This is a genomic window from Bradyrhizobium sp. YCK136, assembly GCF_044570075.1.
Lineage (GTDB): Bacteria > Pseudomonadota > Alphaproteobacteria > Rhizobiales > Xanthobacteraceae > Bradyrhizobium > Bradyrhizobium diazoefficiens.
This window is the reverse complement of record NZ_CP172424.1, coordinates 5,442,234-5,467,121: the sequence shown is the minus strand read 5'-3', so window position 1 is coordinate 5,467,121 and position 24,888 is coordinate 5,442,234. Positions and strand designations below refer to the sequence as shown.

Here is a 24,888-nt window from a genome sequence, read left to right as displayed (position 1 = left end):
AGTTCCGGGGCTCTGGGCTCAGAGCCAATCAGATCGCGATACCAAAATGCTGCGACCTCGCCTTGCGCAAAGCGGCGATCCTAGCTAATGGAACGACGTTCGGAGCGTGGCGCAGCCCGGTTAGCGCACTAGTCTGGGAGACTAGGGGTCGGAGGTTCAAATCCTCTCGCTCCGACCATTATCTAGCTGAATTAAAAGAACATTATCTCGGTTGCCTCACGAACCATTAGCTTTGACTGGCGCCGTGGGTTCACGGTGGGTTCAAGATCCAAGCACTCAACCGCCTCAGATGGCTTACTTCGTCAGGCCGGCGTGGCTGCATCCGCGGCCGGTTGCCTGGTGGTCCACCTAACGGAACTAGACTTGGTGCGCATTGTCCCCGCTAACTCGTTGGCGTCTACCGACCTCCTCATCGACGCTGTTTATGAGGGGGGCACGGCCGGGAACGCTGCCGACGATCCAATTTCAAAGGTTCTCAGGGGGGTCGGAAACCAGGGCGGGTTTCGCGAAGCTGGGCGCGGCCCGGACAAGAAGTTTGTCGTACTCTACACCAGTGGTGAGGATAACGATTGGCCAGACAAATTGGATCTGAGCACGGGCCAATTCATCTATTTCGGAGACAACAAGAAACCGGGACACGAGCTCCATAAAACACCCGGTAATCAAATCTTGCGGCGCGCTTTCGAGCTTTTGCATGGTCCCGCCGAATTGCGCGCAAAAGTGCCACCGTTCTTCATCTTCAAAAAATATCCTACAACGGCGAGCTCCCGATCTGTCCAGTTTAAGGGGTTGGCGGTGCCGGGGTTTCCCGGTCTGCCATCGACTGCCGACCTCGTCGCCGTCTGGAAGACGACCAAAGGTCAGCGCTTTCAGAATTACCGCGCCGCCTTCACCGTGCTGGATGTACCGATGATTGCACGTGCGTGGTTATTGGAGTTGGCTGCTGGGAATGGCGCGGGTTCAGTCTCTGCGCCTGCGCCATGGCAAGACTGGGTGAAGTCAGGTCAAGCGAAAGCCTTGGCCTCGGAGAATACAACCGCCATCAGAAGCGCTGAACAGCAACGTCCTGACACTCCGACCAAGATGGCGATTTTGCGAGTAGTCTTCGAATATTTCGAACCGGCGCCCATTGCCTTCGAGGCCTTTGCCGAGAGCTGGCCCCGGTTGTTTGGACAGCGCCCCGCTGGATTTAAGTGGATTCCTGCCGGGTTATGCTGAACGCGGGGCTTTACGGTTTTGTCGTTGCGTCGGGAGGGCGTAGCCCGACCAGAGCGACGACAAAACCGTCGGCGACGGTCATGCGGCCATCACCATAGCTTGCGTGCCGAAGTAAGCCTCGTCGGGCGTGCGCCCGTCAAGGCTCGAGTGAGGGCGTCCCTGATTGTAGAAGGCCAGATACTTGGCAATTGACGCTCGCGCCTCGGACACGCTGTCGTAGGCGCGGAGATAAACTTCTTCGTATTTGACCGTGCGCCAGAGCCGCTCGACAAACACGTTGTCGCGCCAGGCGCCCTTGCCGTCCATGCTGATGGCGATCTTCGCGTCCAGCAGCACATCGGTGAACTCGAGGCTGGTGAACTGGCTGCCCTGATCCGTGTTGAAAATCTCGGGCCTGCCGTGCTTCGCCAACGCCTCCTGGACCGCTTCGACGCAGAAGGCCGCCTCCATTGTGATCGAGACGCGATGGGCCAGGACCCGTCGGCTGAACACATCGACGACCGCCGCGAGATAGACGAAGCCACGCCGCATCGGAATGTAGGTGATGTCCATTGCCCACGCATGGTCGGGCCGCTCGATCTTCAATCCGCGCAACAGGTACGGGTAGATCTTGTGACCCGGAGCCGGCTTGCTCGTGTTCGGGCGACGATAGACCGCCTCGATCCGCATGCGCTTCATCAGCGTCGCGATGTGGCGGCGACCGGCGTATACGCCCTCCCGCCGCAGCAACGATCGCAGCATACGCGCTCCCGCGAAGGGATAATCGAGATGCAGCTCATCGAGCCGACGCATCAAGGCAAGGTCCTCGGCCGAAACTGGCCGAGGTTCATAGTAGACCGTGCTGCGAGCCAGCTTCAGGACCTTCGCCTGGCGCACGATAGAAAGATCATGATCGCGGTCGATCATCGCTTTGCGCTCAGCAGGCCCGCCTTGGTGAGCGCGCCGGACAAAAAATCGTTTTCCAACGCCAGCTCGCCGATCTTGGCATGTAACGCCTTCAAATCGACCGGCGTCTCGGCCGATGTCTTGTCATGCCCAAACACGCCGGCGGCGCCTTCCAGGAGCTGGTTTTTCCAGATCGTGATCTGGTTCGGATGAACATCAAACAGTTGCGCCAGCTCCGCCAGTGTCTTGTCGCCTTTGACCGCAGCCAAAGCAACCTTCGCCTTGAATGCCGGAGAATGCGTCCGGCGGCTCTTCTTCGTCATCTTCGCTCCTGATTCGCAGCAAGAATCCTCGCCGCTGTCAGGCAGAAAATCCACTCAAGCTACTGTCCGAATTTGCGGGGCCAGCTCTTTATTGATCTCGTCCGGTCACCGGCAGGGGGTCAATGTGAAGAGTGTATCGTTGTTCTCAGGCTGTGGCGGATTTTGCGAAGGCGTTGAGCTGGCTGGTTTTGAAGTGGCGGTTGCTGTGGAGATGGACAGCCACTCGTGCATGACATATCGCGCAAACTTTCCAAGGACACCGCTTTTCGAGGGCGACATTCACGATTTCCTTGCCGCCGGTAGCAACCATCTCACGAAATATAAGCTTGAAAATGTAGATCTCGTCTTCGGTGGTCCTCCTTGTCAGGGCTACTCACAGATCGGTCCACGTGACCTGCTGGACGGCCGAAACGAATTATACCTTCAGTTTGCGCGCGTCTTGAAGACGTTGCGTCCGCGAATGTTCTTAATGGAGAACGTTCCAAACCTTTTGCTGATGGAGAAGGGGCATTTCCGTGACGCTATCTTGGCGCACCTAAGATCGATCGGCTACCGAAATTCTACTTTCGTAAAACTGTCTGCCGCGGACTACGGCGGCAGGCTCGGGAGAGAGTATTCTTCTTTGGTACACGGGACGATATTGATCTCGAGCTTGACCTGCGGGACTTCGCCGAATCGGTCTTAAAAAAAATCCGGGTTACCAAACCTGTCGTCGTACGGGATGCTATCGGGGATCTGCCGCCCAATGTCGTGCATAGCGGCGAGACCGCGCCATATCCAAAGTTGCCCAGCGAGGCTTCTCCGTTCTTGAAGAAAATGCGTCTGGATGTATCGAGCGGGTACTATACCAAGGCAACAAAGCGAAAGCGGGCGATTGGAAGCGATGATCCAGCGCTACTTCACAATCACCACACTAAGGAGATGCAGCAAAGGCGGGCGCACCTCATCAGTTTTTTGAAGCCTGGAGCTAAGGCGGATAGCTTGCCAAAGCACATTTGGAATGGCGCGCGTCCCGAAAAATGGCGACGACTGCATCCCGATTTGCCGTCGTACACGATTTTGGCACAGATGCATCGTGACTTGAGCGAATGGGTGCATCCCTGGCTCGAGAGATGGATTACCGTCCGCGAGGCCGCGCGCCTGCAATCGTTTCATGATGGCTTTGTCTTCATGAGCTCGGAATGGCAGCAACTGAAGCAGGTCGGCAACGCCGTTCCCCCGCTCTTGGCTTTTGCAGCAGCAAAATTGGCTGCCGCGATTTTACAGAAAGCTTCAAGGCATGCCGCGCGTAAGAGTTCGCTCAGGCGCTCAGTTCGGCCAAAAATGCCTGGCCCGTTAGGGACGTTCGCGCCGAAGATCCGAAAGCAAGCTGTCCGAGCTTAGTCTCACGATATCACACCTCCCTGGGGCTACGCCGCGATTGCGAGAGGTGAAGAAGTGCCATGGGCCGGGCTCATTCGCCTTCAGTATGTCGTAGGAGATCGGAATGGCACAGAACCGCTCGCACGCTGTTATGGCACAGCGCACTGAAGCCAAGGACAGCCGGGACGACTTCCCCACGCCGCCATGGGCAACGCGCGCTCTAATGGAGCACGTCATATCTGATTGTGGACCATTCAGCTCACAATGTGCTTTGGAGCCCGCCTGCGGCGAAGGGCACATGGCCAAGGTGCTATCGGAGTATTTCGGCGAAGTGCGAGCATCCGACGCCTTTGCCTATGGATATGGTGATGTCCGCGACTACCTCGAGGTTCCCCATGAGGCAAACGCTGTTGATTGGGTCATCACCAATCCTCCGTTCCGGCTCGCGGAGGAGTTCGTGCATCGATCACTCGTTGTGGCGCGTCGCGGCGTCGCTGTATTAGCTCGAACCGTTTTCATAGAAAGCGTCGGCCGCTATCGACACCTTTTTGAAAAGTCGCCGCCAGGCCGAGTCGCCCAGTTTGCGGAGCGAGTGCCGATGGTGAAAGGTCGGCTGGATAGAAAAGCTTCGACGGCGACCGGCTATTGTTGGCTGATTTGGTTGTGTCACGAACAAGGTCCAACGCCACGTCTCCTATGGATTCCTCCATGTCGACGGCTGCTTGAACGTGACGCGGATTATCCAGTGTAGTTAGACCTCGTTCGCGTTGTCCGCCCAAGAAGGTGTCCGACGTCGTTTGGCTCACCACCATGAACTGGGCTTCATCGCTCCCAGTCGTAGTTCCAATGCCAATTCTGGTGTAAGATCAGCAATCTGGTGTGAAAACTACCAAGGACGGAGGTTTCGTGGGCAGGCCAATCGGAAGCGTGAACAGGGAAAAGCCCTTCAACGACGCTCTCCGCGTTGCGCTCCGGGGCGACCCGCTCCGTCTGCGCCGGATTGCGGAGAAACTGGCCGAAATGGCAGAGGAGGGGGATCTGGCAGCCATCAGGGAACTTGCCGACAGGCTAGACGGGAAGCCAACGCAGGTCGTCGATCGCCGTGATGTGCCAATAGAGGAGCTGTCTGACGCGGAGCTCCACCTCATCGCGTCGGGTGGGTTGACGGAAACAAAGGGGCCGAAGGTTCTCCTGATCCCACCGGCATCAAAGCTCAAGACCTAAGCTAGGCTGTAGCGCGGTCGAGATGGGCCAATAGCCGGATCACCTGAGTTGCCTGCCAATTGCCGCCGCGCGGTGCCGTCACCTTCCGCTCGTTCAAGATTGCCGAGATGCGTTTGGCGGGAAGACCACGAAGCGGTTGCACGATGAATAGAAGCTCCTTGGCGCGCTCTTCCGCTTCTGCTTGACGAAGTTTGCCAATGTTCGGGTTGCCGAGCTGCTTGCCGCGCGCCTTAGCGGCTGCGAGGGCTTCCCTGGTGCGCTGAGCGATCCGTTCGCGCTCCTTCTCCGCGACCGCGGCATGAATGTGCAGCATGAACGGGTCCACGTCGGGCCCCAGTTCGGTCACGATGAACGGGATGCGCTGCACCATGAGGCCACTGATGAAGTGAACGTCACGGCTTAGTCGATCAAGCTTAGCAATGATAATCGGCGCGGAGCGTGCCTTGCTGCCTTTGCCGAGCTTACGGGCATGCTTCATAGCTGCCGCTAGTTCAGGCCGCCGCTCAAGTGCGTCAGCTCCCTTGCCGGTCTCTACCTCCCGATATTCGGCTGCTATCGTGTAGCCGTGATGCGCGCAGAACAATCTGATGGCCGTCTGCTGTGCCTCCAGGCCAAGGCCGCTGCGGCCCTGCTTGGGTTTTGAAACGCGAATGTAGGAAACGGCGGGGCGCATAGAATTTTTATCCTCTTCAGATTTACACGTGATCGCACGTTCACATGTAAACATGATTTGGTGCCAAGCTACCAGAGGTTTCCCGGCTTTCCCGTCGAACTCACTCGCGAAATCAAACTGCATTCTAGACGAGAGATACTTCGCGCGAAGCCTCGGAGTGGCGAGCGCAAGCATGCTTACCTGATCGAGGGTAGGGAGGGGAAAAACTTGCCGAAAGCATGCTTTCGATTTTGATTTTGAGGCTCGAAAATTGATCCTTGCTCGAAGGCAAATTGCCCGACGGTTTCGATGTCGGCTTTAGGAAAGGCGGACCTATTCGGAAAGACTAGGGATGTCAGCCAATGACCTTGGCCGTCGATACCGAGCATCATTTGATTGTGGCGCACGAGGTAACGAACAGCGGCTCGGATCGAGCGACCAGGACCGACTTATTCCGTAACATCTGATCTGCGCAAGGAGCATCGATAACCGCGATGGATGGCTGCATTGATGCCAGCAGCTGACGCGATTACGCGTTCAATGAGTAGTTGATGATGACGATCATCTCTTGGAGCTGCTCCGGCGTCGTGGTGGCGATCGTCACCGGCGCACCGAAGCTCATTGGTGTAACGCTGCTCGCTACCAGGCCCGCGAGATCGGGCCCGGCCCCCGTCAAGCTCACCGAGGTGCCACCGACGACGATCGGGTATGGCGGATTGCTGCCGACCTTTGCCAGGATACGGGTGGCGGAAATCGAAGCGGCGTGCGTGCTGGTGTAGTAGGGAAGCTCGTCGGTCGAGATTGTCAGGTCAGCGGTACCGGTCGCTTTCAGGCGATTCCAAACGTCGGGCCGGTCACGCCGCAAATCGAACGCTTGGAACAGTCCCACCCGGCCGGCTTTGAGCGCCAGCACGTTGAGCCGCTCGCGCAGCCCGTTGGCGACCATCGTCCTGAAGCCTCCGCCGCCGTCGCGGGCGGTATAGCGTAGATGCAAGACGACATCGGAAATCGTGCCGTAGTCGAAGGGCTGCAGTTTCGGGGGAAGCTCCAGCACGAAAGTGCCGCACGCGCCGCTGCCCTCGAACGGCAGATAGCGCTCATCGCCGAGTTCGAGTGCGAACAGGCCGCTGTCGTCGTCGCCGCGACTTGTCGCGATCGACTGGATCGACCCGACGTTATAGCGGAATCGTGTGTCGCCAGCTGGGTCCTCGGCATAAGCTTCCGCGTCAGACGCTGCGCCGACCTTGCGGCCCGTATCGAAGCGCACGCGGTTCGAGGTTTGCGTCAGCTTCAGGGGCACCGAAGTGTAAGGGCCGGCCACGCACGGGACCGACACGCTCAGCGCCTTGATCCGGCGGAAATAATGGCCGGGATGATCGAGATCGAACACCGCCTCCGGAACCTGGATGCCGCATCGCCCCGTGGTGCGCAGTTCGATCAGCGCGATCGGATCGAGCCGCGCAAGCGACAGATGCTTGGTGATCTCGCGCTCACGGACGTTTCGCTTGAGATAGGCGCTGTCCATCCGGCGCAGATCGACGATCAGATTCTCGGCCGCGGTGATGCCGCGACGGGTGTCGTTCCACTGACCTGGACGAACGAACGACTCGGTCAAACCGAGCTCGAAGTTGAAACAGCGCTCCGCCGCCTGGGCCGCTTCGAAGGCCAGGTTGAACATCTGCTTGGAGAGGCCGCGCAACTGTTGCGCCAGCCATTCGAAGAGCTCGCGGTTGGTGAACTTGGTCCTGAGGTAAGTCTCCTCGGCGGCCGCCTGCTGTTGCTTCACGCCGTGCAGACGCAACTGCTCCTTAGCGATGGTCTCGCGAATACCCGCGATGGCGATCTCGATGTCGGATTTCTCTATCTCACGCTGAGCCATCTGGGCGCTATGGTCCCAATCCTGCTGGCGAACCAGGTAGTTGCCCTGATGCTCAAGCATGCTTCCGGCCTTATCCAGTGCTGCCGCGAGCGCTCCGAGGGTGCCTACCACCAGGTCGCGAGCTCCGGAGGCAATATTGGTGCCTCCGGTCTGGACGTTTACGGTCGGTGATCCGCCAAAGCCAGCTCCGCCGACCATGAAATTTGGAACGAACGCGAGCCCGCCCGAAGCGACGTAGCCGATCGCGATGGCGGCCTGGAGGATGAAAGAGGCCCCATAGGACACGTTGGCGGCGATTTCCCAATCGTTCATGTACGGCCGGCCGGCGTAGAACGTCTGCGTCTCCTGATGCATCTGCCGGGTCTTCGTCGCGCTTTCGATCGTCCGGCCCGCAGCTTTGATCTCTTCTCGGAGCGTCGGTGTCTGTTCGCTGAGGATGCGGATTTCTTGCTCGGCCTTGAGCCGCGTCAGCCCTTCGCTATCCCGGCTCGCCAGTGCCTGCGCCATTTCCCTGTTGAAGGAAGCCGCAATGTCGGTCAACTCGATGGCGTGGCGGAGCATGACGCGGAACCGATACGGCGGCCGCGACGCGCTCAACCCGGCCAAGATTGCCGACAGGGGCAGTCCGCCGGCGACGGCTTTGATCATCTCCTCGACCGAGAGCGGCGGCGCGAACAGCGACAGCGTGCGCTCTACGCCGTCGATGTTGCGGCTGTTGCGCAGATTGAACTGACGCTCTTCGAGCAGATCCCACAGCGCGAAAAGCTTCTCGCTCGGCGGGATACAGAAGTAGAGGCTTTCGAGCGAAAGCGGGGCAGGCGGCAATTCCGCGCCGCCATGCGGCAGCGCCGACAGATCGGGAAGCAGGTTCTCGATCTTGCGCAGCGCATTGCCGAACAGGTCGAGCTTGGTTTCGAGCTGGTTGTAGGTCTCCGACGGAACCTCGACCGCGGGCGGCACAAGCTTGGGCCGCGGCCCCAGCAATCGTTCCGCGCGCGAGTAGTTGAGCCCCGCGATGACCAGATCTTCGAGCTGGTCGCGCCGGAAGAACTGGTCGCCGCGTGCGATGAACATCCTGATCGTCAGATCGACGATCGCCTGCTGAAAGATGACCGTCCGCGAGCGGGCCACCAGATAGGGCTTGATGGGGTTGCGTCGCCATTCGAGCACCGAGTCGGCGAGCTCGGTTTCGATGGCGCCGTCCGGGTCGCGCGCAAGCCGGTCCATGATCGCCGACACCAGCTGTTGGCCGTATTCGCCCGAGTCCCGCAGATAGAACGGCTTGGTGTTCCAGTAGCGCTTCGGCGGCGGGTCGTTGGACGACCCGAGCGGATCGAAGATGTAGCGCAGCCACGCTTCGGCCTCGTCGAAGCGTTCCGCCTCCATCAGCTTGCTGGCGATCAGATGGGGAGCGTGAAACGTCAGCTCCCAATTGTAGGCGGCGTAAGCGCTCTCCCGGCCGAACTCGAGCTCCTCCCTCGGATAGGGCGGATAAATGCTCGAATCGGGCGCGTGTCCATTGACCGCATCCTCGAACTTGAACGGGCCGACCTCAAGCTGACTTGCGCGCGCGAGCAGAGCTGACACGCCGCCTTCGAAAAAGCGTTCGCGCAACTTGCACATCAGCGGGTGATAGAAGTTTCGTACGACGATCCCGTAACGGGTCGCCCGGTAGCTGTCGTACTCGGCGAGGATGCGGGCGTATTCGGGGTCGGCTGCCAGCCGGCTCAGCACGGCGTCCTTGCCGGCTGGAGTCGGTGCAGCGGCGAGGAGTTGCAGATACTTCGCGATGAGCGCAACGGTGTCGACGAACAGCCGGCGCACATTGGAGAAGGTCTTGGTAGCCTGCCGCGTTCCCTTTTCGTCAAGTTTGCCATAGAAGCCGGGGATCAGGATGTATCCTCGCTGGTTGTCCTCGAAGAAATAGGGCATCAACGTGCCGAACACGAGCATCGTCCGGTCGGCGGCGGACCACCTGTTGCCGACGTTCATCAGCAGCGAGATCAGGCGGTCGATCTCGGAGGCCTGCAGCGGATAGCTCACCCGGAAAGTGCCTGGCGTGCGGCCGAAAATCGTTTGGAAGGCGGTGCCATTGGCAAAGGTGGAGATCGCTAGCTCGTCGTCCTGGTCAAGATTTTGCTCTTCGAGTCTTTGTCCTCTGAGACGCGTGTCCTTGAACCGTGGCAGCAAGTGGATGCTGCCGGGCTTGTCCTGCTTGGCTTCGGGATAGCCCTTGCATCCGGTCAGTAGGAAGTAGCCCAGCCGGACCAACCCATCGCCCTCGTAGTAGACGTCGACGGCGAAGCGTCCTGGATCCGGCGTCACGGTCAGGAATATCGCCTGCTGATCGAGTGGCCTGGGCATCTCCGGCGTAACCACGACGCCGCGGGAAACACGCCGCGGCAGCCACTTCTTGCCGGTGTATTCGCTGATGGCGAGGTTGATCTCCGTGTACCGCTTGGCCGGGGGCGGCTTGGAGTCCTTTGGATCGGGATAAATCACCGTTTGGTCTTCGTTTCCCTTCTCGAGAAAAGTCGCCCAGGCGAGAAACAGCCGCTTGTTACGGTAGAAGGCGATCAGATGCTCGCCCGCGATGTCGAGGTCGATCTTCTGCCACGACGTCCAGACGCGTTCGCGCTGCAATACGCGGTGAAAATACGACCGGGGCTCCCCGCCTTTGGTGCAGGCGAAGACATGGAGGTCGTCGCGGTTGAAGTCGTAGCAGGTGGCGAGCACGTCGAGGAACGCGATCTCGTCGAGACGATCGAGGTAGCCTTCGAATGCAGCGTCGATGTTTTCCGCGTTGATCTCGTTCTGCAGCAGCTGCCCTTCCATGTCGGCGAACGGTTCGGTCTTGTCGTCACGCCATTCGGGGCGGATGTAGTACTGCGCCTCGACGAAGACCTTCCGGTTCACCTCCCAGACACGGTAGTTCTTCATCCAGTCCCACCATTGCCAGTCGAGATCGCCTTCTAGATCGGCGGTGGCCTTGGGCTCGAGCCCCGCGATGCAGCGCTGGATGAAAAGCTGCAGCGTCTCGTGCACGTGGACGATCCGTGACGAGGGCATCTTCGCCGACCATTCGGTATCGGTGAGGAAGTAGTCGTAGAGGTCAGCCTTGCCGGTGAGGCCCGGGTTGACGGCGAGAAGGTAGGCCACCAACGCGTCGCGCTTCTGCTCGCGGATTGGGTCCATGATGCCCTTGAGTGCGTCGAGCCAGTCGGCATCGGCGTAGCGCGCGCGAAGCATCCGGCGGGCATTGCGCCGGTCTGAATCTCCGAGAGTTGCCCCGGTGTAGGCGACTGCCTCGGCGAGGGGGACGCCCAGCGCGTGCAGGAGGCCGACTGCGCGAGCGAGCGACCGCCACGTCGCAGGCCTGCGGTAGTCCGCAAGCGTAAAGGCGAGTTGAGCGTCTGCGTCGGCGACCCGGTCGCGCGGCCAGCCGGTCAGAATCGCGAGCATATCGAGCAGCGGATCTTTGGCGGGCCCGGGCGCAAGCGCTATTTGGAACACCGACGGTACGGTGACGTACTGGTCCGGCTGGCCGGGAAGCGCCACCGCTGGGTATTCGGCGATCAAAGCGAACGCATCCGCAAGCTCGATCCAGCTGGCAAGAGCGACCGCCGGGCGGCCCGACTCGAACGGAGTGCCATCGAGCGCGAGCCAACCGAGGTTCACCGCGTTCTCGAACATGAAGGCGACGGTTTCCGCGCTCGGATCGAACGGCGCGATCAGCCCCGCAACCGCGTGGGCGAGTCGCAGCGCCCGGTAGAGATTTGGCGTGGTCGCAAACGACAGGACGACGGCCTCGTTAGCGATCTGTCCGGTGGTGAGGACGTCGACCAGTGGCGTCTGAACGCCGCCCACCAGCAACCGCGCGCCGCGCCAAAGGGGCGCTCGGCCACGCAGGATTGCGGCCGAAAGTTCCACCGGTATGCGCAGCAACGCCGCCACCGCCGTGTTTGCGGCAGCAAAGGCCACCGTTCGCAGGGCCGAGACGGCGAGGCCTTGCATGATGTCGCGCAGCATCGTTTTGCGCAAAGCGTCGAGCGTCGGCGTTGCAACGATGGCGTCTATCTCCGCTTTTATCGCAACGGCATCGACCAGGCCGGTGAGCGGCCCGTCGATCACAGCTTTCGCCAGCGTTGCGGCGGCTGCGTCCGGCGTATCGAGACGAACCATGTCCGCAAGCTTTGCGATTGCGCCGGCGTCGAGCCCGGGCTGACGCTGCAGGAACGCTTCGAACGCGGGGATCTGCTCGAAGGCTGTGACGCTGTCATCGTAAGGCGACTGGTTCGCTGCGGCGGCCGCGAGCAGGTCTTTGCGGATCGCTTTCAACACAGGAGTGATGCCGTCGTCGGCAAGATCCCATGCGGCTAGATCGTCGGCCCGACGGGCGAGCCGATATTCGAGCTCGGCGATTCTCACGGCGACCTTCCCAACCGCTCTTGCATCCTTGACGAAACCGCGCAAACGGGACGTATCGGCGAGCGGATCGACGCCAGTCAACCGCTCGAGACCGACGAAATCGGCCGCCTTGAGGCCGAGCGCGCGGGTGAGGCCGACGCGGCCATAGAGCGCCGCCAGCGCGCGGAACGTCAGCGGCGGGTTCGGCCCCAGCAGAGCGGCGTTGTCGAGGCGTTGCAACAGAAGTGCTAGGTCCGCCGCACGAATGCTGAAGGCCGTGGCGAGATCGGGCGCCACGGCGGCAAGCTTGCGGCCACTGCCGGGTGTCGTCGCCTCATCCGACTCGTTCTTCCGGATAGCCGCGGGTGCCAAGCCCGGATCGAGCGGCCCGGTCGAGGCCGGATTCTGGAATAGGCGCGCATGATCGGACGGCTCGCCGTCCGTAGGAATCACGTCGAGCCAGGTGATCAAGCGGCCTACCTCGACGGACAATTCGATCGACAAGCGCACAAGGTCGGCGAGCGAGCGCAGAGCGGCGCTTGCGAGGTTGCCGACGCCGAGCTTCGGCCCTGCGGCAAGCCGATCGATATCGCGCGGCGCAAGATTTGATTTCCGCGCCAGCCGCAGCACGCGATGCATGCGGTCAAGCACGTCGTCGTCGAGGTTGACGATCTCCTTGTCCGCGAGATTGCAGTTGCTCTCGAGGTGACGCACGTAGAGGTCGATGAGCTTGCGAACATAGGCTCCCGTCAGCAGCAGCTCTGCTCCGCGGTAATCGAGCCCCGTGCGCTGCGTGAATACGTCAAGCTTCCTCATCGCGGCCGCGGCCGTCGGGCCGGGCACGGCCCAAATCGCCGGCTGATCGGCAACGGACGGAGCGAAGATCAGCGCCCGCTCGGCGGCTGACAGGCCGAGCGTCTCGGCCGCGATCACGTCCTGCGAGGGCACCGCCAGGGCTTCCATGAGCGTGGCGCGGTCGACACCTGCCGCAGAGAGGAACGCACGGGTCTCGGTGTGGAACAAGTCGAAGGGAAGGCCGAACGCCGCCTTGCCCCCGGCGATGCTTGTATAAGCTGCGGCGTTAACATATTCTGGCGAGGCCGCCCGCTCCTCGGGCGAGCCATGGGTTTGTCGCAGGCGGCGCAACGTCCAGAATCCGCCGGTCTGGTCCACAGCGACTGTGATCGTCTTGTCGCGCAGCATGAACCGGCCGGTCGCATAGGGGCCATAGACAACGGCTGCATCGCCAATTTCAAAACCCGCCGCGCGGACGGTTGTGAGCAGCGACTGTGACGCCTTACCGGCTGCCACCGGATCCGCGAAGGTAAATCCGGCGTCGGGCGCGATGGCTTCTTCCAGCAGTTCGCAAACGATGTCGATGTGCGGGACCGGCACGTCGGTATTGTCGCAGTTGAGGTCGATCTCCCCAATGTCCGGCCGCCGCGAAAACAGCACGTCCTTCGCCGTTTTCGTGCTCGGCCCGGGCGGCTGCGTGGTGTCCATCACCAGACGGTTGCGCAGGAACCGCATCACGTCGACGAAGTAGGCTGCAGCGCCGTAGATCGAACGGCAGTGCGTGCACTCGCAAACATCGGTCGACCCGAAAAGCGCCTTGAGGTCGGGTTGCTGGGCTATGATCTTGTCGATCTGCCGGGCAAAGGCCGTGGCGCTCGCGCCTTGGAACGCGGCCGGAAACGACATCGTGCGCAGATTCGTCGCCACCATTACGGCGGCGAGGTTGGTGTTCTGCGCGGTGCGGAACACGCGCGTCGCCTCGGTCGCACCCATGTCGGCAGCGCGTTTGGCGTCGGCGGCGAAGCGTGTCCGGCCGGCATCGACGATGTCGGCCGAGGAGGTGTACCCGGCCTCAAGCAGGCCCTCGGTCTTGCGATAGTCGCCAGTGAGCTGGAATACGCGCTGCACCTGCTCGACGCTGCGCATCACTTCGGGAGCGACGCTCGCCGGATCGACGCCGGCCGCCTTCAGGAACGGAACAACCTTGTGCTCGCGCAGTTCGAGATCGGGATGGGCCTCGAGGAACGCCACCACCTTGTCGTGATCGGGGATAGCGCGGGGCCTGCGGCGCGCCAGTTGCGCGGTGAACGCCGTCGTCGGAAAGGCCTTCTCGAAACGGCGCACGATGATCGAAGACTGGCGCCGGGCGAGCGTGGGATCGATCGGTTGGCCGCCAAGGTTGATGCGCTGGGTGCCGCGGGCAACGATGTCGGTCCAATCCTTGCGTTCGAGTTGCGCGAGCTTGCGAACGTCGCCGGGGGTCCTCGCGCCGAGGCTTTCGCTGACTTCCTCGACGAGCCCGAGGTTGAAGCCGAGGAGTTCGCCGAGCTTGAGCCGCGTCTCGGCTCGCTCGCGGTGCGCGGGCACGAACGCGCCGAGATTGTCGAGACGTTCGTAGAGTTTTCTTAGGTCGGCAACGTCTACCGGTCCAAGCAGGGCGAGGATCTCCGGTGCTTTGTCGGCGTCGATCAAGTTCTCGACCATACCGAGGATATTGCGGGGCACCTCCTTGCTCACATAGGCAAGCGCCTCTTCGCGAAAGCGCTGCAGCGTCTCCTTGATGGCGGCGGCCTCTTTCTCCACGGAAGGAGGTACGAGCCGCTTGCGAACAGCCCGTCGAATCGCGGCTTTGGCGAGATCGGCGTCGAGCAGCACCGCCTCGAACAGCACGGCCCGGCTGTCGCTGCCGAAGCCGACCGGTATCTGGACGGCGCGCGGCCGATTATGTCCGACGCCGAATAATCCGTCCTCCCGCAGCAACGCATAGAAGTAGTCGGGCCGCACCTTGGACAAATCGGTCAAACGATGCGCGACTACGAAATGTGCGATTCGCCCTGTGTCGATGCCGGTTTCGCGGGAGAGGAAGTCGCCCTCGTCGGAGTCGGCTTCGCGCGCCACATCGCTGGCGGGGACTTTGTCAATCAGCGGAAGGAGTTCGCGGTCGATCCGCTCGAACTCGCTCTCGACCGCTCCCTCCGGCATCGCGACCGTGATGTCGATTGCCGCGTCGCGCGGTGCGTTCATCAGGAGGTCGCGGCTGGTCGGAGCGTACAGCACCGTCCTGCGATCGGCTGTGAGAACCCGGACGCCGAGATCGGCGGCTCCCTTCTCAGCGCGCGCGAACTCCGCGGCGGTGTAGGCGATCCGGTAGGAACCGCTGCGGTCGGTGGTCGCCTCGCCGAGCGTCTGCTCCGCGCGAAAGTCGCGATCGATAGCGATGGCAACAAGTCCCGGCACCGGTGTCCCGTCCTCGAGCTTGACTGTGCCGCCGACCGTGAAGGCTGTAGGGTCCTGCGGGCTGCCGTCCATGGGAGCGCCGAACTCGCTTAGAAGCTTGTTGAGTGCGTCGGCGGTCCGCTGGTCGACGTCGCCGTTGACGACGAGTTGAAACCGCTCTGCCAGCTGTTTTTGCCACAGTGAGACGAGGTGTGCGGTCCAGTCTTCATACGTCTGGGCGCGCAGCTCGGACACGAGTCCCTGCTCCTGCGCACGGCGGTCGCTGTCGGAAATGCCGGGCTGATTGCGGATCAGGAACAGCAGGCCTGCGTGAAGCGCGGCGACGGCAGCGCCTTGGGATCGCGGATGAACGGCCTGAATGGGATTCACGTGCCGCCTCCCACGAAATGCGATCGTTGCGCGATCAATATAGGTTAAGATAGCAGGAAATCACAACTTCTGGAAGAGCCACCGAGGTTCGTCTCGGTTTAACTGGTGGCGCGGATTACCGCCCAGCCGGCCGCGTTCCTTGCAGGGGTGGGCCCATGAAGCCATCGCTCGACCGCAGGATGCGGCAATTACCGGATCGAACGATCATCGATCGCTTCTGGGACGCCTTACTGTACGCGCCTTCGATGATCGGCATTTACTTCACAAAGCTTTTTGCCTTGTTGAATCTATCGACCCAGAACTTCACAAACTGCTCGTTCGTCGTCACGGTCTTCTTGGCGGCATCCGTCAAGTTTCCCTTTTGAGCCGCCGAGATATTTGCTTTGGGGGCCAGGAGAATGTTTCGCAGCCCCGTTATTCCTTGCTGATGCAACAAATATGCTGCCGCGCCTGGGTTATCTTTCATGAATTTTTCGAGCAGCTTATTGCCGGCTTCGATGCTGGTCGCCTCTTTGAGATTTTTTTCATTGTAGTCCTGCTTGTTCTTGATATCGATGCGCAGCCCGGGTATCTCGCCTATCTGTTTCCTGAGCGTTTTCTTGTCGTCTTTCACTTTCTGGGTTACCTTGTCACCCTTGAGTTCATTTAACTCCCGCAGCTGTTTGCGCAGGTCAGTATTCCGATCTTCTAGACTCGTCGCCTCCTTTGCGAGTGCCGCTTTCTCGGCGACCAATTTGTCCTTTCGCCCGATCGATTCCTTTGCCTGTCGGATGCGTTCCAATACCACGAACGTCCCGTACCTTATGTTTTTCGTGGGATCCAGGATGGCCTTGTCCGACCAGGCGAATTTCTTGTCTGGCGCGCTCTTGTTAAATCGACTACGTCGGGCACTTGAGAACTCCGTCGCGTCGTAGGTTTGTGCCTTGCTCAGTTGAAACAAGCCACGATAGCTTCCCGTGACGGAGTTCGGATCGCCACTGGATTCAACATTAATCAGCGCCTTTAAATCGGCTACGGTGAGACCTGCCGAAGCAATGTCGTAATCCTTGGCAGCCGTTTCCACATCAGCTTTGAATTTTTCAACTTTCGCTGCGCCAGCTTTGAGAATCTCGTCTTCCGAGTCGCTGCCGGTCTGATCGGTATACACCAGGGGAGAATTGTTCGAATACCGATAGAGATTGATTCCGTCTGCTAAACCGCTTGGGTCGGCGCTCAACCACCTGCCCAACCACGCCAAATAATATCTGCCTCCGTGATAATAGAATCCGCTTTCCTCATCCCGCTCCTTGCCCGTGTAGCGGTAGCGCTTCGGCGTCTCATTCTGGTCGCGCACGGCCTGGTACGACGTGCTGCCGTAGGGCGTATATTCCTCGTAGGATATGATCCGCGCCTGATCGTCCATCTCGATGTTGGACGACCTGAGGTGGCTGCCGAACTGGTACCGGATGAGCTGCGGCAGCGCCGGGTCGTTGCCCGCCGTATCGAGCGTGCGGGTCTCTACCAGGGCAACGCGCTGTTCGTCGTCCATGACGTGCAGCGTCTCCCGCTCGAGCCGCTGCGCACCCTGGTGCCGGCGAAATATCTCGAAGCCGTCGAAGTACACGCGTTCCTCGATCAGACTGGCCGATTTCTCCCACACCTTGCGGACGCGCTGGCCTTTGGCGTCGTAGACGTAGTAGGCCGTGCCGCCGCCACCCAGGTCGACCTGATGCAACTGGTCCTCGTAATCCCACTGCATGTTCGGCGCGGGATCGACGCCGCCGAGGTGCGGCATGCGGACGATGTTGCCGTGCGCGTCATGGACGTACCGGGCGACAACCGGACTGCCATTGCCGACCGTGGTGCTGCTCATGCGGTTGCCGGTCTTAAGCAGGGTGCCGCCGGTGCCGTCCTCGATCAGGCTGGGTTCGTCGTAGGCACAGGCCCTCGTCCATCCGGAATTAACCGGGTCGCTACCGCGGTGCTGCATTTCCCGGAAGTTGCCGACGGCGTCGTAGAGGTAGCGCTCAACGTAGGTCCCCATGGCGTTGCCGTCGTTGGCCGACCAATCGATGCCGACGCGCGGCGCGTCACTGTGCGAATGCGGGACCGGCTTGCCGCCGACCTGGCCCAGATGCTCGCGGCCGGTGGCTTCGACCAATCGATAGAGGGCGTCGTAGATGTACTCGGCGCTTGGTTCGACGCGCTTGTTGCGGAAATAAATGGTCTGCTGGGCATCGTCTCGGATGGAAGTGACGTTGCCGACCGGGTCGTAGCTGTAGTGCAGGTTCTGCACCTGGCAGCCGGGCCAGCCGGTCGGCGGCGGCAGCGGGCAGTCGCTGGGGAAATCGACGGCGTTGCGCCGAGTGAAGAGACGGATAAGCCGGAAGGTCGACGGGTCGTAGTCGTACAAGGTGCTCGCGCCATTGCCGTAGTCGATGCGCTGACGCTGCCCCTTGGCGTCGTAATCGATATTGGTGACGAAGGGCGTCCACATCGGCTGCGCGTTGGAAGTGATGCCGCGCAGGTTGGCGTCCACCCGTTCCAGCAGATTGGCTTCGTTGTAACCGGGGCGGATGACGCTTGCCTGCATCGCGGGCGTGTGCGGCGTAGTCAGCGTGACCGGGCGATTGAGCGCGTCGTAGCTGGTGCCGCTGGCATAGATGTCGGCTTCAAGCCGGGGCGCTAGCGCGGCATCGAGCGCAGCCAAGCCGAGGAGTGCCGTAGCATTCTCTGGCAACGCGATGTGATCGGCGTTGACGGCCGCCCAGTCCACCGCCTGCCGGTAGCGAGTCCCACCAGTCAGGCGGCGTGAGGCGCTTAGCGGGTTGCCCTTGAAGTCGTTGGCTTCGGTGGCGAGCGAGCCGGCTTGATCAAGCTCGAAGTAGAGCTTGCCGCGCAGGTTGCGAAGCTCCGCCTCCGGATGTTGCTCGCCATAGACCAAGCGCTCGGTGAGCAGCTCCTGATTTGGATTGGCAGCGTCGGCCCCGGTCGCGAACACTCGCAGCGGGCGGCGCAATGGATCGTAATCGGTGCGGATGGTATGGCCGCGACCGTCCCACGCACGGATCGCCTTGCCGACAACGTCGTTGAGCATCCAGCGCGCGCCGGCTTCCATGCTGAGCTGGCGAATGCGGTTACCGAGCATGTCATAGGCATAGCGCATGACGATGCGCCCCTGCGCGTCGCCGGCCTGCTCGATGGCATCTCGCACCGCGCGCTGGTTACCTTCGATATCGAACTCGACGCGGGTAGCGAAAAGCTGGTGTCGGCCCGGTTGCGCCGGATCGGGCCCATTGTCCGCCAACGTCAAGTAAGAACGCCCGAGCGTATCGAGGTACGCGACCGTAGGCGTGCCGGCATGGATCGCGGCTTTGGCGGCTGCGCGCTGCTCGGCGATCCGACGCTTGGCGTTGTCGGGAAGCGCCTGTCCCTGCGCATCGACATCCGGCCATGCCAGCAGGGCCTTGGCGGGATCGATGCGCAGATCGTGCCATGTCGGCAAGTAGTCCGCATCCGGCAGGCGGCTGAAGTAGGACCCTACGTCGGCATCGTTCTTCGGATCGAAAGGTGGATCGCCGGGATTCATTGGCGGCCAAGTCGTATCGTTGACGTCCCAAATGATTTGCCGCCACGTATCGAATACCACCTTCTCGTAGGTATGGTTGGGATGCAGGGTGGCGACGACGCGCTCGACCGGATCGTAGAACAGGATAGGGCTCACCCCCATTTGGACGCCGAAGTCGAAACGATGGGTGCTGCTGAAAAACGGCTCGTATCGGCGAACCGGCTTGCCCTTGTTGTTGTAGATGGTCCATCCGCTGCTGACCCAGCGCGGGTTGACGGTGGCGCCGTTGCCGGCGAGCGGCCCGGGCTCTGCCTGGACTTTCTTCTGAATCTCGCGGCCGAAGCCGTCTGAGTAGGAGAAGCTGTGCTGAATTCGGCTGACCTCGCCGGGCCCAAGATCCGCGTCGTGCGTTTCGCGCGCCAGAGTGTAGACGACGACGGGCTCGGGTTCGGGCGCGTTCTGGCTGCGCTGGTAGGCGAACAAGTCGTACACCAATCGCGTGCCGGCACGGCCAAGGATGGCGTTCGGGTCGGTGAGCGGATTTGCAAGGTGGTCGAGGATGACCGCTTCGGTTAAGTCGGCCGCGAAGCTCTCGAGCGAATCGCCGAGGTTTTCCTCGGGTTTGCCCAGCACCGCCGTCCCCACCACCAGGCCGAGAGTGTCGATCGCCACTTGCGTGCGGTTGCGGTTGGGATCCATCACGCAAGCGGGCTGGAGAACGCGGTAGTCGTTGCCTGGTTTGGCGGGGTCAAGCGTGCCGTCGAGCCGGCGCTCACCGACTGTGACGCGATTGTCCAGCGCGTCGCGCGTCTCGACCATTAGCAGGTCGTAGGCATCGTAGCTGACCAGGCTTTCGGTGCTGACCGCATTGCTGTGGAACGGATCTCGGCTGCGGTGCGGCATGAAGAAGTGTCCGCGCGCGTAGGCGAGCTCCTGCGCGGCGGTGTCGTTGTCGCCGGGGGACAGAAACACGCGGCCGGCGGGAACCCACCAGCGGTCGTCGGGATCGGTGCCCGGAAAGCGCCCGTCCGCCTTGAGTTGTTGGCTCGCCAGGTAACCGCCGCGATCGGCTCCGGCGCCGCCGAGCACGTCGGCGGGAATCGGCAGAAGCGGCTGGCCGTCGCGCTGAAAAATCTGCGCCAGCAACCCGGGCGTGAAGGCCAGCTTGTAGCTCTCGCCGGACAGCGCCCGGGGTTCGAGCCCATCGAGCGGCAAAAGCGCGGTCAGGTTGTCGGCGCGGTAGAGCGTGCGAACGTGCTCGATCAGTCGACGCTGCCTTCCCGCAGTGGGCAGCTTCTCGTAATCGATCTCGCTATCGAAGATGTGTGCCAGGACGCCGCCTGCGAGCTGGACGAAATCGGCGCTCTGGAATCGGCCGGCTCCGCCCGTGGGCGCGTAGCCGGTCAACTCGAAGGTGCGCATCTCCGAAGGCAGCGGGGTGCGGTAGGCTTCCGGGAAAGCCAAAGCATCGTCGATCGCGTTGCTAAAGCTGTTCTCTGTGTAGGTGATCAGCGTCCTGGTTTGCTTGTCCCGATCGACCTGCAGAGGAAGCGCGAGATCCGGCTGCCTGCGGCCGTAACCGATCGTGGCTTCCTTGCGCAGGTTACCGAAGCGGTCGACCTCGAGTGTAAGCGCGTGTTGAATGCGCGGGTCGGCCGGGTTGCGCTCATAATGATAGGTGATCACCTCGCGAGGGTGGGCGAACAGCACCGCATGGCGATTGCCGCCCCGGGGCTGTTCGAGCCGGACGCCGAAGCTCTGCTCCGAGACCATGTAGGGATGCGCTTCCTTCGGCGTCCCGTCGAGCGCATAGATCTCCTGTCGCAGCATCGAGCCCTTCAGAGCGCGGCAGGCTTCACGCTCCTCTTCCGGCGTCAAACCTGGCGGCAGCACGGTGTCGGGAAGCAGCAATGCTCTCGCCTGGACGTCGGTCAGCCCCGGCTCGCGGTAGTACTCGCCTTTGTCGGTGGCATCGAGCAGCCCGGCAAAAAAGTCGGAGACATGGTCGCGGCCCAGATAGGCGCCGGTGTGGTACCAGGTCCTTGTCAACACGGGCGGCACATGCGAGGCGGCGTCCTCGTTGCCGGCGGGCGGCAGCGTGCCGTCGCCGGTGAGCGCGGCGAGTTCCTCGGTGTCCCACTGTTCCACCATGCCGAAGCCGCGGAACTCGCGCTCCTCGCCGTCGAAATAGCCGTGGTGGTAAGCGTAGTGCGTGACAAAGCGGTTGCGGCTGATGCGGTCGTGGGTCTCGACGCGCTCGACGACGTGCACCGGGAATGGCAGCCGGGTGATCCACGGCTTGCCGTCGCGCCTGTCCTGCAAATAGAATTTGGTAGACGGGACGTATCTGACGACGGTCTCGGCGCCGAGGTTGTTGGCGGTTTTGACCAGCAAATGCGGCTTGCTGCCGCCCATCAGGTTGACATAGCGCATCGGTCGGCGCGCATCGCCCGAAAGTGGTGACGACCAGACTAGGCACGCGGTGCCGTTGCCGAGCAGATCGGTGGTCACGATGGACACCAGATCATCGACGCGCGGGAAGACTTTGAGCTGCTTTGGCTCGCTCCATCCGTTGCCTGACTGATTGAAGTAGAGGCGGACTCCGTCGCGGTGCAGATAGATAATGTCGGTGGTGCCGCTACCATCGATGTCGGCGAGCCGGATGCGCGCATGGTCGAACTGGTCCGGATTGTCGAACCGCGGCGCGTTGTCCATCGTCACCTTGGCACCGAACCGGCCGTAGCCCAGATTGGGCCAGTAGCAGACTTCGCCGTTGCGGATGCGCACGAGATCGGTGAGCCCGTCGCCGTCGAGATCTGCCAGGTAGATCGATTGGGAGCTGTCGGCGAACACCAGGCGGGGGCCCTTTTCCTCGTCACGCGCCTGCGCGACGCGACGCGCCGGGCCGAAACCAGCCTCCGCCAGCGAGGGATGCCAGACCAAGGCGTCGTCCTCGGTGATCAGCACGTCGGCGTGACCGTCGCCATCAAGATCAACAAATTTGAGGTTGGGGTCGCGCATGTTGTGCTCGAGCCGGGACGTGAACGGACGGAAGCGCTGCCAGCCTTCGTCCTCGTCGTGCTCGTAAAGGCCGGGTACGGGGCCATCCAGCACGACTAGATCTGGCAGGCCGTCGCCGGCCAAATCCATAAACTGTGCGTGTCCACCGGCCAGGGTCGCGGCGGGTTTCGCAGCCACCAGCTCCAGCGGAGCGAATTTGACCGGGCGATTGCTGATCGGGCTCAGGTTGCGCTTATAGAACCAGGCCTCGGCCTGCTCGGTGAGCACCCCGGGAATGCCCTCTCCGTGCAGATCGGTCCAGCGATAGGCGGCATCGTCGACGCCGATCGGTAGATTCTCCAAACTCGTTGCGTCCACATCCTCGACCGTGTCTTGCACAATCGGCTGGGTGTAGTCGAACGCAACCGGAGGCAGGCTGCGTTTGTCGTAGCCGTCGGTAATGCGGCGATAGCCGGTCTGCGTGACGGTGCGCAGGAAGGTGTAGACGGCGTTGCGCGCGCTGGTGGGATCGAGCTGGTGCGAGTAGCCGAAGTCGGTCGATCGCACGATGCCATCGTAGCCCTTCGCGCCGCTCACCAGATCGGGCACGTGATGGAACATCAGCACCCGCCGGCACAGGCGGGTCGTGCGTATCTCGAAGCCGGATCGATAAGACGAGAAAGGATCGCCGCGGTAGGACCACGCAGCAGCGTCATCCGGCTCCGGTGCATCGATATCGTGCTCGCCGTAGTCGAACACGGTCTCGAACATCCAGCCGGCATCCTGCAGCTGCAATGGCGGGAGTTCGCTGAGCAATTGTGGCCGACGTCCGGCGCCATCGAGCAGCGGCTTCCGGTTGCCGTAGCGAATGCGCTTGAGATAGCGGTTGGCGGTGCGCCGGACGTCGTTGCGGTCGCCCCGATTGCGTTCGCAAGCGCGGACGAGATCGACGCCGGCGCCGTCCTCGCGCTTGTAGTCGTAGAGAACGGCGTTGCCCTTATCGTCGCGCGTCTCGCAGATCAGCCAGCTGAAGATGCGCCGGGGATCTTCGGGATCTGCGATGCGCGCGTCGTCATCCTTGCCATAGAGGGCGAGGACGTTGTCCTTGGAGACGGATCGCCAGTGGACATCGCCGTCGAACTGCCGGGTCCAGCGCTCGATGCGAGCGAACAGGCCCTCGATGCGCGGCCGGTAGCGGCGGATCGCATAGACAACGCCACCGACCGTGCGCGTCTTGTCGTGGACGACCGGCCGGCCGTTCTGGATCACCAAGGCACCGCTGGCATCCTTTTCGTATTCCGGAACGAGATCCTCGGAACCGGAGAGGATGAAAACATCGGATTCTTCGGAGTCATTATATTGCGGCAGGCCCTTGTCGGTCTTGCGCGTGATCGAGGGAACGGAGAGGCTCCAACCGAACCCGAACGGACCATTGCCAGTGCCGGAGTCGTACAACAGGACGAGTTGCGGGCCGAAATCGCTGCGTCCGGGCGATGTGGCGATCGGCACGGTGATCGAACCGGTGCCGGTGGTCGGATTAGCGGCGAACTTCTCGCCGATGCCCCGGATGGCGCCGCCACCCTTCGGCATTGAGATTTGCGGAGCACTGACACGGAAGGTATCGCCGGAAGCGGCGTTTGCGGCAGGCTTGGCTTGCTCCCGACCAGGCACTCGGCGTCTCCCCGCTGGCCATCCGTTTGCGATGGCACCCCTCAATTGTGCATTGTTAACACCAAACGCATTGGGCGAGGAGTCGAATTGGATGGCTGGCTGCGGAAAGACAAAGAAGGAGGGACTCAGTGGACACCTTGGTCGTTGTCCTTCTGCGCGCGGAATGACAATGGCGACTTCCGGTTTTGGTCTAGGCTGTACGAAAACTCAAGAACTCGAAGCGCGACGAGAATGACATTCTTAAGTTCGATTTCAAAATCGACTGGGTTTGCGATGCGGGCACAAAAAAGATCTCGAACGAATAACTTGTTCTATCGCGATTGAGCGTCTTCGAGTTCTCACACAGCCTGAGTCCATAGCTGACGCTTGCAATTGCCCTGCTGGCGTCAGCCTTGAGAGCGAGAGCGGACGTCGGACACCGGCAGGTGATGACTTTCGACCCCGCCCTGAAATCGAGGCATCGAGTTGCGGTTGGGGCGTTACGCTAGAGGTTACGCTAAGCCGATTGCGATAGGCCCGCTCCTTGCAAGCCTGCGAGCAGAACCGCGAAGTGGATTGCTACACTGCATATGCCTTGCGGCATTGCCGGCAAGTTGCAGTGCGACCAGAATGGATCATGTCGCCCTCACTGCGCCAGTGGAATACCGGGCCGCCGTGATGCCTGACGTCGAACCTGAACCAGGCGTGTTGTCCTTTCCGGTGTATTTGGAGCCATCACTCGTCCGATTGCACGATGTCCGAGCAGTAGGGCAGGAACGGTGACGCCTGCCGGGTCGACGCCCAATCCGCGTCAGCAACATCCAAGTTGGCCGAATGCGCTGGAAGTGCTGGATAAGCGCATGCATCATGTCGCGCCCGTAGGGCGGATTCGTGATGATTGCGTCGGCCGTGCCGTAATGGTCGAGCGCAAGCGCATCCTGACCGGCGCGGATGTCACCGGCGCAGACGCAGCGCAGGCCAAACCCTTCGAGATGCCTCACCAATGCGCCGCCGCCGGCACAGGGCTCGGCGAAGCTGCGCATGCCACGGAGGTACGGAATCAAGGGCGCACCGCCGCCTGTGGTGTCGGGTAGAAATCAGCTTCACGACGCTCGAAGTT

The 24,888-nt window shown here is 61.7% G+C and carries 10 protein-coding genes and 1 tRNA gene; 7 read left to right on the top strand and 4 right to left on the bottom strand.

The genetic code is table 11. From position 1 onward, the window contains the following. Nucleotides 1-100 precede the first annotated feature (100 nt). Nucleotides 101-178 (top strand) — tRNA-Pro (locus ACFLEY_RS26725). 188 nt (nucleotides 179-366) lie between these two features. Then, the gene (locus tag ACFLEY_RS26720) at nucleotides 367-1,218 is read left to right on the top strand and encodes a hypothetical protein (RefSeq protein WP_396604984.1); all 852 of its coding nucleotides are present in this window, start codon (nucleotides 367-369) and stop codon (nucleotides 1,216-1,218) included. A 78-nt stretch (nucleotides 1,219-1,296) separates the two neighbouring features. Here ACFLEY_RS26720 and ACFLEY_RS26715 read toward each other — a convergent pair. Further along, nucleotides 1,297-2,426 (bottom strand): IS3-like element ISRj2 family transposase gene (locus ACFLEY_RS26715; protein ID WP_085967151.1). Its coding sequence is split into 2 segments (ribosomal slippage): nucleotides 1,297-2,174 and nucleotides 2,174-2,426, totalling 1,131 coding nucleotides; the frame shifts between segments, so codons are not numbered across the junction. Between the two features lie 124 nt (nucleotides 2,427-2,550). Here ACFLEY_RS26715 and ACFLEY_RS26710 point away from each other — a divergent pair. From ACFLEY_RS26710 to ACFLEY_RS26695, 4 genes are all read left to right on the top strand, one after another. Next, the gene (locus ACFLEY_RS26710) at nucleotides 2,551-3,111 is read left to right on the top strand and encodes a DNA cytosine methyltransferase (RefSeq protein WP_396604249.1); all 561 of its coding nucleotides are present in this window, start codon (nucleotides 2,551-2,553) and stop codon (nucleotides 3,109-3,111) included. After that, nucleotides 3,066-3,809: a DNA cytosine methyltransferase gene (locus ACFLEY_RS26705; protein WP_211434034.1), complete on the top strand. Its 744-nt coding sequence runs from the start codon at nucleotides 3,066-3,068 to the stop codon at nucleotides 3,807-3,809. The genes ACFLEY_RS26710 and ACFLEY_RS26705 overlap by 46 nt, the downstream gene beginning before the upstream one ends. Nucleotides 3,810-3,912: 103 nt before the next feature. Continuing rightward, nucleotides 3,913-4,539 carry an SAM-dependent methyltransferase gene (locus tag ACFLEY_RS26700; protein WP_211434028.1) on the top strand — a complete coding sequence of 209 codons (627 nt, stop codon included), beginning with the start codon at nucleotides 3,913-3,915 and terminating at the stop codon, nucleotides 4,537-4,539. Nucleotides 4,540-4,694: 155 nt separating this feature from the next. After that, nucleotides 4,695-5,012 carry a hypothetical protein gene (locus ACFLEY_RS26695; RefSeq protein ID WP_211434027.1) on the top strand — a complete coding sequence of 106 codons (318 nt, stop codon included), beginning with the start codon at nucleotides 4,695-4,697 and terminating at the stop codon, nucleotides 5,010-5,012. 1 nt (nucleotide 5,013) lies between these two features. Here the strand turns inward: ACFLEY_RS26695 and ACFLEY_RS26690 are convergent, their stop codons facing one another. The 3 genes from ACFLEY_RS26690 to ACFLEY_RS26680 all read right to left on the bottom strand — a co-directional run bounded on the left by ACFLEY_RS26690 (nucleotide 5,014) and on the right by ACFLEY_RS26680 (nucleotide 23,708). After that, nucleotides 5,014-5,685, bottom strand: a complete 672-nt coding sequence (locus ACFLEY_RS26690; RefSeq protein ID WP_211434026.1) for a recombinase family protein — start codon at nucleotides 5,683-5,685, stop codon at nucleotides 5,014-5,016. A gap of 508 nt (nucleotides 5,686-6,193) precedes the next feature. Continuing rightward, nucleotides 6,194-15,571: a neuraminidase-like domain-containing protein gene (locus tag ACFLEY_RS26685; protein WP_211434674.1), complete on the bottom strand. Its 9,378-nt coding sequence runs from the start codon at nucleotides 15,569-15,571 to the stop codon at nucleotides 6,194-6,196. 256 nt (nucleotides 15,572-15,827) lie between these two features. Next, entirely contained in the window at nucleotides 15,828-23,708 is a 7,881-nt protein-coding gene (locus ACFLEY_RS26680) for a SpvB/TcaC N-terminal domain-containing protein (protein WP_396604248.1), read from the bottom strand. Between the two features lie 839 nt (nucleotides 23,709-24,547). Between ACFLEY_RS26680 and ACFLEY_RS26675 the strand changes: the two genes are divergently transcribed. Next, on the top strand, nucleotides 24,548-24,862 hold the full coding sequence (locus ACFLEY_RS26675) for a hypothetical protein (protein ID WP_211434023.1): 315 nt from the start codon (nucleotides 24,548-24,550) through the stop codon (nucleotides 24,860-24,862). Nucleotides 24,863-24,888: the final 26 nt, after the last annotated feature.